This window comes from Frigoribacterium sp. MCBA15_019, assembly GCF_001864945.1.
In the GTDB taxonomy this organism is placed as follows: Bacteria; Actinomycetota; Actinomycetes; order Actinomycetales; family Microbacteriaceae; genus Frigoribacterium.
Map to the genome: position 1 here is coordinate 39,151 of NZ_MJGS01000006.1, position 7,515 is coordinate 46,665.

Sequence of the window (7,515 nt, forward strand, 5' to 3'; positions counted from 1 at the left end):
GAGCGCCCGCCTCGACGGGAACGCCCAGGTCGACGGGAACGTCGGGCGGGGTCGGGTCTTCGTGGGCATGGTCGGTGCCGTGGGGACGGTCACTCATCGCCAGGCCTCCATCTCGCGGGTCAGGGTCTCTCGGGCCCGGGCGAGCTGCCCCCGGACCGCGGTCACGGTGGTGCCGGTCCGTTCGGCGATCTCGGTGTACGACTCGCCGCCGACCTCGCGCAGCGCCCACACCTGCCGCTGGCTGGCCGGCAGTCGCGCGAGCGCCGCACGCAGCGCCTCCATGGCGTCGTTCGACGACGCCAGGCGTTCCGGATCGGTCGTCGGCGTCGCCGAGGCCAGCTCGAGGTCGTCGACGTCGTCGGTGAGTCGTCGCGACCGGATCAGGTCGAAGGCCTTGCGCGACACGATGCGCATCATCCAGCCCTTGGCCGCGGCGGGCGTCTGCAGCGTGGGCAGTTCACGCCAGATCGTGATGGACGCCTCTTGCACCGCGTCGGTCGCGTCGGCCCGGGAGCCGGTCAGCCGGGTGGCGTACGCCGTCATCAGCCCGAGGTGCCTCCGCAGCAGGACCTCGAAGGCCCGCTCGTCGCCCTCGGCGGCGCGCGACGCGAGCACCGCGTCGGAGGCCTCGGCCAGGTCTGCCGCCATGTCCGCCCCCTTCTGCTGCTGCGTCCGCCCGGTCTCCCCGGGACGAGGAGGCGCGAGTCGCGACCCGTGGATGAGTACCGACGCATTCCGTGACGTTCGGGCCCCGGAACGCGTCTCATTCCTGGATACACCGGAACCACCTGAACCGGTACCGGTTCTCCGGCGCGTCGGTGTCCACCCTCGGCACCCCCCATCGGGTAGGACCGAAGGGTGGCATCGACATTGCCCGCATCGAACACCTCGAACGACGAGAAGGAGTCACCCATGGCACCCGCCGACACGGCCCCCCGCAGCACCGTCCCGAGCACCACGGTCCCGAGCGGCACGGTCCCGAGCAGCACGGTCCCGAGCACGACCACCACGCCGGGCAAGACGGTCGTGGCCGACGGCGTCGTCGCCAAGGTCGCCGGCATCGCCGCCCGCGAGGTGCCCGGCGTCTTCGCCCTCGGCGGCGGCACCGCTCGCGCGTTCGGCGCCCTGCGCGACGTCATCGGCACGACCGACCTCGGTCAGGGCGTGCGCGTCGAGGTGGGCGAGACCCAGGTCGCCGCCGACGTCACGATCGTCGTCGAGTACCCGGCCCCCATGCACACGGTCGCCGAGCAGGTGCGCGCCGCCGTGGCCCGGACGATCGAGCAGCTCGTGGGCATGGAGGTCGCCGAGGTGAACGTCGCGATCAACGACGTCCACATCCCCGGTGACGACGACGCCGACGACGACTCCACCCGCGAGAGCCGCGTCTCGTGACCGCCACCACCACGGGCATGGCCGTCGGCGCCGTGCTCGCTATCTCGGCCCTCGCCTTCGGCTTCTGGGGCCTCGTCCTCGTCGCGGTCTTCATCGCGGTCGGGGCGCTCGTCGGACGCGTCGTCTCGGGTGAGACCGACGTGAAGGGCCTGCTCGACGCCCTGCGCGGACGGCGTTCGTCGTCATGACCGCTGCCGCCACCGCCTCCTCCCCCGCCGTCGAGCGCACGCCTGCGGACTCCGCCGACGTCCGCGGCACGGGTACCGTCGTCGCCGGGCACGTCAGCATCCCCGGCAAGGTGCTGCAGAAGGTGGCCACGGCCGTCGTCGCCGAGACCCTGCGCGTCCGTCGGGCCGACGTCCGCGTCGAGGCGGCGGACGATGCCGGGCACCTCGCCCTGCGCGTCTCGACGCCGGTGCGCGTACCGATGCTCTCCGAGGCCATGACGATGCCCGAGGGCGGGGTCGTCGCCGTCGTGCGCGACCTGCAGTCCACCCTGACCCGCCGGGTCTCCGACCTCGCGGGGCGGACCGTGTCCCGCGTCGACGTGACGGTCAGCGGCAGCCGCCTCGAGCGGACGGGGCACACCTCGTGAGCGAGATCGACCCCGGCCTGTACCGCCGCGTCCTGCGGCGTGAGCTGCACTCCTCCCGCTCGGGCAGCACCATCGTCGTGCTCGTCCTGCTGACGCTCGTCGTCGGGTACGTCGGCGTCGAGGCCGTCTACGCCGCACTCGGGCGACCGGCTCTGCTCTTCTCGCCGGTCGACGTCCTCGCGACGCTGACCTCGTCCGTCGACGGCGGCGGCACCTCGGGCCTCGTGCTCGGCGCGGGTGTCGTCGCAGCGCTCGTCGGTCTCGTCCTCGTCGCCCTCGCCATAACGGCCGGCCGTCGCGGACGCCACACCATCGACGACGCCCGCGTGGCGGTCGTGGTCGACGACCGCGTCATCGCCTCGTCGCTCGCCCGGACCGCCCGCACGTCGGGTCGCCTGTCCGAGCAGCAGGTCTCGGCCTGGGTCTCGAGACGACGGGCGCAGATCGACCTCACGCCGTCCTCGGGCCTCGCGGTCGACGACGCCGCGGTCGATGCCGCGGCCCGTGCCGAGCTCGAGTCCGTCGCCTACCGCCCGGCCCTGTCGGCCCGGGTCCGCACCACCGATCAGGGACGGCTCGGCGCATGACCTCCAGCAATCGGTTCGCGAACCGCCTCTTCCTGTTCGTCGTCGGGCTCGTCACCCTGGCCGTGGGCGTGTTCCTCGTGGTCGTCGCCCTGCCCGGCGGCGGTGCGCTGCGCGACCTGCTGTCGCCCGCGTCGTCGGCCGTCGACGACGCGGTGGCGACGACGCCGATCGACCCGACCGGCGGGACGGGCGGCAGCTGGCTGCCGCTGGCCCTCGCCCTGCTCTGCCTGCTGCTGGTGATCGTCTTCGTCGTCGCGATCTTCGCCCACGGGCACGGTCGCACCGACAGCGTCGTCGTCCACGACGACCCGGCCGGCTCGATCGCCGTGTCGAGCTCGTTCGCCGACACCGCCATCACCGACGCACTTCGCGACCGACGCGACGTGGCCTCGGTCGGCGTCTCGGCGTGGACGGTCACGGGCCGACCGGCCCTCAAGGTGCGCGTGCGCCTGACGGCGGGGTCGTCCCCGGCCCCCGTGGTCGCGGCGGCGTCCGACGTCGCCCGCGGACTCGACCGCGTGCTGGGCGAGACCGTGCCCGTGCTCGTCGAGATCACCGGAGCCTCGGCGGTGCGCAAGGGGTCCGACAGCCGCGTGGCCTGACGACCCGCGCCTCCTCGGCTCTGCGACCCGCACCTCCTCGGTTCGGCTCGGCCTCAGCGGACGGCGAGCAGGATCTTGCCGCTGTGCCCGCCGGACTCCATGCGCTTGTGGGCCGTGGCGACGAACTCGAGCGGGTAGACGCTGTCGAGCACCGGTCGCACCGATCCGGCCTCGACCAGCGGCCAGACGTGCTCGCGCACCTCGGCCATGATGGCGCGACGTTCGTCGAGCGGGCGGGCGCGCAGCGTGGTCGCCCAGACCCGTCCGCGCTTCGCCATCAGGCGCGACAGGTCGATCGTGGCCGACGCACCGCCCTGCACCGCGATCACCATGACGCGGCCGTTCACGGCGAGCGCCTCGACGTCGCGGGCGATGTAGTCGCCGCCGACCAGGTCGAGCACGACGTCGACGCCGCGGCCCTCGGTGAGCTCGTCGACGACCGCGACGAAGTCCTCGGTCTTGTAGTCGATGCCGCGGGTGGCGCCGAGCTGTTCGCAGAACGACGTCTTGTCGGCGGAACCGGCGGTGGCGTAGACGGTCGAGCCGAGCGCCACGGCCACCTGGATGGCGATCGAGCCGACGCCGCTGGCGCCGCCGTGCACGAGCAGGGTCTCACCCGGCTTCAGCCCGGCGCTCATGAACACGTTCGACCAGACGGTGGCGACGGCTTCGGGCAGGCCGGCCGCCTCGACGAGGTCGACGCCTCGGGGCAGGGGCAGCACGAGCCCCTCGTCGACCTGGACGCGGTCGGCGTAGCCACCGCCCGGCAGCAGGGCCACGACGTAGTCGCCGACGGCCGCGGCGGTGACGTGCTCGCCGGTCGCGACGACGGTGCCGCTGACCTCGAGCCCGGGCCAGGACGGTGCCCCGGCGGGCGACGGGTAGTGCCCCTCACGCTGGTTGACGTCGGCGCGGTTGACGCCCGCGGCGGCGACGTCGATCACGACCTCGCGCGGGCCGGGCACCGGCTCGGCCACCTCGGAGACGACGAGGGCGGAGGGCCCTCCGGGCACGGGGACGGTGATGGCACGCATGCTTCCATCCTCCCCCCGCGGCCCGGCACGCGCTGACTAGGCTTGTCGCGTGCTGCTCTCCGACCGCGACATCAAGCTCGAACTCGACGCCGGGCGAATCGGCCTCGACCCCTACGACCCGACGCTGATCCAGCCGTCGAGCATCGACGTGCGGCTCGACAGGTTCTTCCGCCTCTTCGACAACCACAAGTACCCGTTCATCGACCCGGCCGACGAGCAGCCCGAGCTGACCCGCCTGGTCGAGGCGAAGGCCGACGAGCCGTTCATCCTGCACCCGGGCGAGTTCGTGCTGGGCAGCACCTACGAGTTCGTCACCCTGCCCGACGACGTCGCGGCCCGCCTCGAGGGCAAGAGCTCGCTCGGGCGCCTCGGTCTGCTGACGCACTCGACCGCCGGCTTCATCGACCCCGGCTTCGGCGGGCACGTCACGCTCGAGCTGTCGAACGTCGCGACCCTGCCGATCAAGCTCTGGCCCGGCATGAAGATCGGCCAGCTCTGCTTCTTCAAGCTCAGCTCGCCGGCCGAGCACCCCTACGGTTCGTCCGAGTACGGCTCGCGCTACCAGGGCCAGCGCGGCCCGACCGCCAGCCGGTCGTTCCGGGGCTTCGTGCACACGGACGTCTCCGCCCGCGACTGACCGCCGCAGGCTCGTGCCGCGGTCGCGGGAGTCCAGAAGGCGCGGGTCGCGTCCTCGACGCTCGACGCCCCCCAGGAACGAGAAGGGGGTGCGGGAGGAACCCGACTCCCTCCGCACCCCGGCGACACGAGAGAAACCCGACGTCGATCTCGTGCGCTGTGACTCGCGGTCCTGAACCTGTCACCGCGAGGCTTTTTCATTCTGCGACCCTGTGCGCGCCGGGCAAACCCGGGCCTGTCCGGAAAACGAAACGGATGCTCAGCTTGCGAAGCGTAGGTGAAAATCTCATCCATCAGCCCTCGAGGGTGTCCCGGGGTGACCGTCCGAACTCGGCCGTGTACTGAGCCGCGAAGCGGCCCGCGTGGGCGAAACCCCAGCTGAGCGCCACACCCGCGACCGTGTGGCCGAGGGTGGGGTCGGCCATGACGAGGTCGCCGTGCGCCCCGCGCAGTCGGGCCCGCCGCAGCTCGGCCATGGGCGTCGAGTCGAGGTGGCGACGGAACGCCAGCTGCAGGGCCCGCGGCGTCACCCGAGCCGCCTCGGCCATCTCGACGACGCCGATGTCGTCGTGCGCGTGCTGCTCGATGAACTCGCGCGCCCGCCGCACCGTCGAGGGCAGGGGGGTGAGGCCGTCGTCCCCGCCCACACCGACGACGTTCGTCTCGAACGTCTCGAGGTAGGCCGCGACGAGCGACCGGAACGCCGAACCCCGCACGAGGGCGCTCGCCATGGCCGCGTCGTTGCGGATGACGTTCGCGTGGACGTGGGTCACGAGGTCGGACCAGTAACGGGCCATGGCGGCGGACACCGCCTCGGTGGCCGTCGAGCGGAGTCCCCCCGGGGCCGCCAGCCGCATGGCGCCCAGCTCACGCTCGACGGCGGCGCGGTCGAGGAGCACCTGACCGAGCACGAGGTCGAGCGAGTCCATGGTCTTCGCCTCGCGCGAGGGGAACGCGAACGGAGCACCGGGATCGACCCGGATCTCGTGGTCCCGCGTCCGCAACGACAAGCGGCCCGCCATCACCCCACCGGCGACGAGGAACCCCGCGGGCTCGCTCTCGGTCAGCAGTCGACCGCGCCGGTACTCGAAGCGGCACAGCGCGAACCGCGTCTCGCCCGAGACGGCCCGGCTGTAGACGAACGGCTCGGGACCGCTGCCCTCGAGCCGGGTGATCTTGTAGTTCTTGCGGATCAGGGCGTGCGCGACGTCCCGGTCGGTGGTGGTGACGCTGCGGACCCGCGGGTCGACGTGCGCCGAGAGCGGCACCGACGACGAATCGGGCAGGTTGGTCGAGGCTGATCCGGCGGTGGCTGCCGCCGCCTCGGGTGAGACTGATGACACGGTCGTTCCCCTCGGGTGGGACGGTGACCCGGGGTGGTTGGTCCCGGTTCGGTCGGGCCCGACGTCGGCGTCGGACGACCATTCCGAGATTATCCACCAGCTGCATGCGAGGCACCCCACGAACGGGGGGGCTTGTCAAGGCCCCGTCGGTGTGTTCGGGCCGGGCGTAGCGTCAGGTCATGGACTACAGAACCCTCGGGAACAGCGGTGCCTCGGTGTCGGAGCTGACACTCGGCACCATGACCTTCGGCGCCGAAGCCGACGAACCGACCTCACACGACATCCTCGACGCCTTCGTGGCGGGCGGCGGCACGCTCGTCGACACCGCCGACGTCTACAGCGCCGGCACCAGCGAGACCATCATCGGCCGCTGGCTGGCGAGCCACCCCACCGACGCCGATCAGGTGGTGCTCGCGACCAAGGGACGCTTCCCCATGGGCGACGGCCCGAACGACGTCGGCCTCTCGCGTCGTCACCTCGCGAAGTCCCTCGACGCGTCGCTGACCCGGCTCGGCGTCGAGCACGTCGACCTCTACCAGATGCACGCCTGGGACCACCTCACCCCGATCGACGAGACCCTGCGGTTCCTCGACGACGCAATCAGCGCGGGCAAGATCGGCTACTACGGCTTCTCGAACTACCTCGGCTGGCAGGTGACGAAGGCCGTCGGACGAGCCGAGGCCCTCGGGTTCGCACCGCCCGTCACGCTGCAGCCGCAGTACAACCTGCTCGTGCGCGACATCGAGCACGAGGTCGTGCCGGCCTCGCTCGACGCCGGCATCGGGCTGCTGCCCTGGTCGCCGCTGGCCGGCGGCTGGTTGAGCGGCAAGTACGTCCGCGACCAGGCACCCACCGGTGCCACCCGCCTCGGCGAGGACCCGAAGCGGGGCATGGAGGCCTGGGAGGCGCGCAACGCGGACGAGCGCACCTGGACCGTCCTCGACGCGGTCACCTCCATCGCCTCGGCGCACGACGCCTCGGCCTCGCAGGTCGCGCTGGCCTGGCTGCTGCGTCAGCCCGCGGTCACCTCGGTGATCCTCGGTGCGCGCACGGTCGAGCAGCTCGACGACAACCTGGGTTCGTCGGCGCTGGCCGCGGTCCTGACCGACGACGAGGTCGCCCGCCTCACCGCGGCGAGCGCACCCCGGGTCGACGACTACCCCTACGGCACGGCAGGCGTCGCCCAGCGCGACCGGAAGATCACCGGCGGCCGCTGACCAGGAGGCGCGGCGCGCCTCCTGCGGGCACCGCGCCTCCTGCGGGCACCGCGCCTCCGCACGCGCTGCGCCTCCGCACGACACCTCGAGATGGTCACCGCGCCAG

At 72.5% G+C, this 7,515-nt stretch carries 10 protein-coding genes; 7 read left to right on the top strand and 3 right to left on the bottom strand.

All coding sequences use genetic code 11. The features are described 5' to 3' along the window. Positions 1-93: 93 nt before the first annotated feature. A complete protein-coding gene (locus BIV04_RS08735) occupies positions 94-648 on the bottom strand; it encodes an RNA polymerase sigma factor (protein ID WP_071255864.1) in 555 nt (184 codons plus the stop codon). Positions 649-912: 264 nt separating this feature from the next. Between BIV04_RS08735 and BIV04_RS08740 the strand changes: the two genes are divergently transcribed. Genes BIV04_RS08740 through BIV04_RS08760 form a run of 5 tightly spaced genes read left to right on the top strand, consistent with a single transcriptional unit; the run spans position 913 to position 3,179 of the window. Continuing rightward, positions 913-1,395, top strand: a complete 483-nt coding sequence (locus BIV04_RS08740; RefSeq protein ID WP_071255866.1) for an Asp23/Gls24 family envelope stress response protein — start codon at positions 913-915, stop codon at positions 1,393-1,395. Then, entirely contained in the window at positions 1,392-1,583 is a 192-nt protein-coding gene (locus tag BIV04_RS08745; protein ID WP_071255867.1) for a DUF2273 domain-containing protein, read from the top strand. Before BIV04_RS08740 ends, BIV04_RS08745 begins: the two co-directional genes overlap by 4 nt. Beyond that, a complete protein-coding gene (locus BIV04_RS08750; RefSeq protein ID WP_071255868.1) occupies positions 1,580-1,990 on the top strand; it encodes a hypothetical protein in 411 nt (136 codons plus the stop codon). Before BIV04_RS08745 ends, BIV04_RS08750 begins: the two co-directional genes overlap by 4 nt. Then, positions 1,987-2,577, top strand: a complete 591-nt coding sequence (locus BIV04_RS08755) for a hypothetical protein (protein WP_083396305.1) — start codon at positions 1,987-1,989, stop codon at positions 2,575-2,577. Before BIV04_RS08750 ends, BIV04_RS08755 begins: the two co-directional genes overlap by 4 nt. Beyond that, positions 2,574-3,179: a hypothetical protein gene (locus BIV04_RS08760; RefSeq protein WP_071255869.1), complete on the top strand. Its 606-nt coding sequence runs from the start codon at positions 2,574-2,576 to the stop codon at positions 3,177-3,179. The genes BIV04_RS08755 and BIV04_RS08760 overlap by 4 nt, the downstream gene beginning before the upstream one ends. A 53-nt stretch (positions 3,180-3,232) precedes the next feature. Here the strand turns inward: BIV04_RS08760 and BIV04_RS08765 are convergent, their stop codons facing one another. After that, positions 3,233-4,213, bottom strand: a complete 981-nt coding sequence (locus BIV04_RS08765) for an NAD(P)H-quinone oxidoreductase (RefSeq protein WP_071255870.1) — start codon at positions 4,211-4,213, stop codon at positions 3,233-3,235. Between the two features lie 49 nt (positions 4,214-4,262). Here BIV04_RS08765 and dcd point away from each other — a divergent pair, with 49 nt between their 5' ends. Next, the gene (dcd, locus tag BIV04_RS08770; RefSeq protein ID WP_043593858.1) at positions 4,263-4,850 is read left to right on the top strand and encodes a dCTP deaminase; all 588 of its coding nucleotides are present in this window, start codon (positions 4,263-4,265) and stop codon (positions 4,848-4,850) included. Positions 4,851-5,142: 292 nt separating this feature from the next. Here the strand turns inward: dcd and BIV04_RS08775 are convergent, their stop codons facing one another. Beyond that, positions 5,143-6,192: a helix-turn-helix transcriptional regulator gene (locus BIV04_RS08775; protein WP_143048632.1), complete on the bottom strand. Its 1,050-nt coding sequence runs from the start codon at positions 6,190-6,192 to the stop codon at positions 5,143-5,145. A gap of 179 nt (positions 6,193-6,371) precedes the next feature. Between BIV04_RS08775 and BIV04_RS08780 the strand changes: the two genes are divergently transcribed. Further along, positions 6,372-7,409, top strand: a complete 1,038-nt coding sequence (locus BIV04_RS08780; RefSeq protein WP_071255874.1) for an aldo/keto reductase — start codon at positions 6,372-6,374, stop codon at positions 7,407-7,409. The last annotated feature ends 106 nt before the right edge of the window (positions 7,410-7,515 follow it).

Excerpts from the sequence above, each read along its gene's own strand:
- BIV04_RS08735 (WP_071255864.1), bottom strand. The coding sequence starts at position 648 with ATGGCGGCAGACCTGGCCGAGGCCTCCGACGCGGTGCTCGCGTCGCGC.
- BIV04_RS08740 (WP_071255866.1), top strand. The coding sequence starts at position 913 with ATGGCACCCGCCGACACGGCCCCCCGCAGCACCGTCCCGAGCACCACG.
- BIV04_RS08750 (WP_071255868.1), top strand. The coding sequence starts at position 1,580 with ATGACCGCTGCCGCCACCGCCTCCTCCCCCGCCGTCGAGCGCACGCCT.
- BIV04_RS08760 (WP_071255869.1), top strand. The coding sequence starts at position 2,574 with ATGACCTCCAGCAATCGGTTCGCGAACCGCCTCTTCCTGTTCGTCGTC.
- BIV04_RS08765 (WP_071255870.1), bottom strand. The coding sequence starts at position 4,213 with ATGCGTGCCATCACCGTCCCCGTGCCCGGAGGGCCCTCCGCCCTCGTC.
- BIV04_RS08780 (WP_071255874.1), top strand. The coding sequence starts at position 6,372 with ATGGACTACAGAACCCTCGGGAACAGCGGTGCCTCGGTGTCGGAGCTG.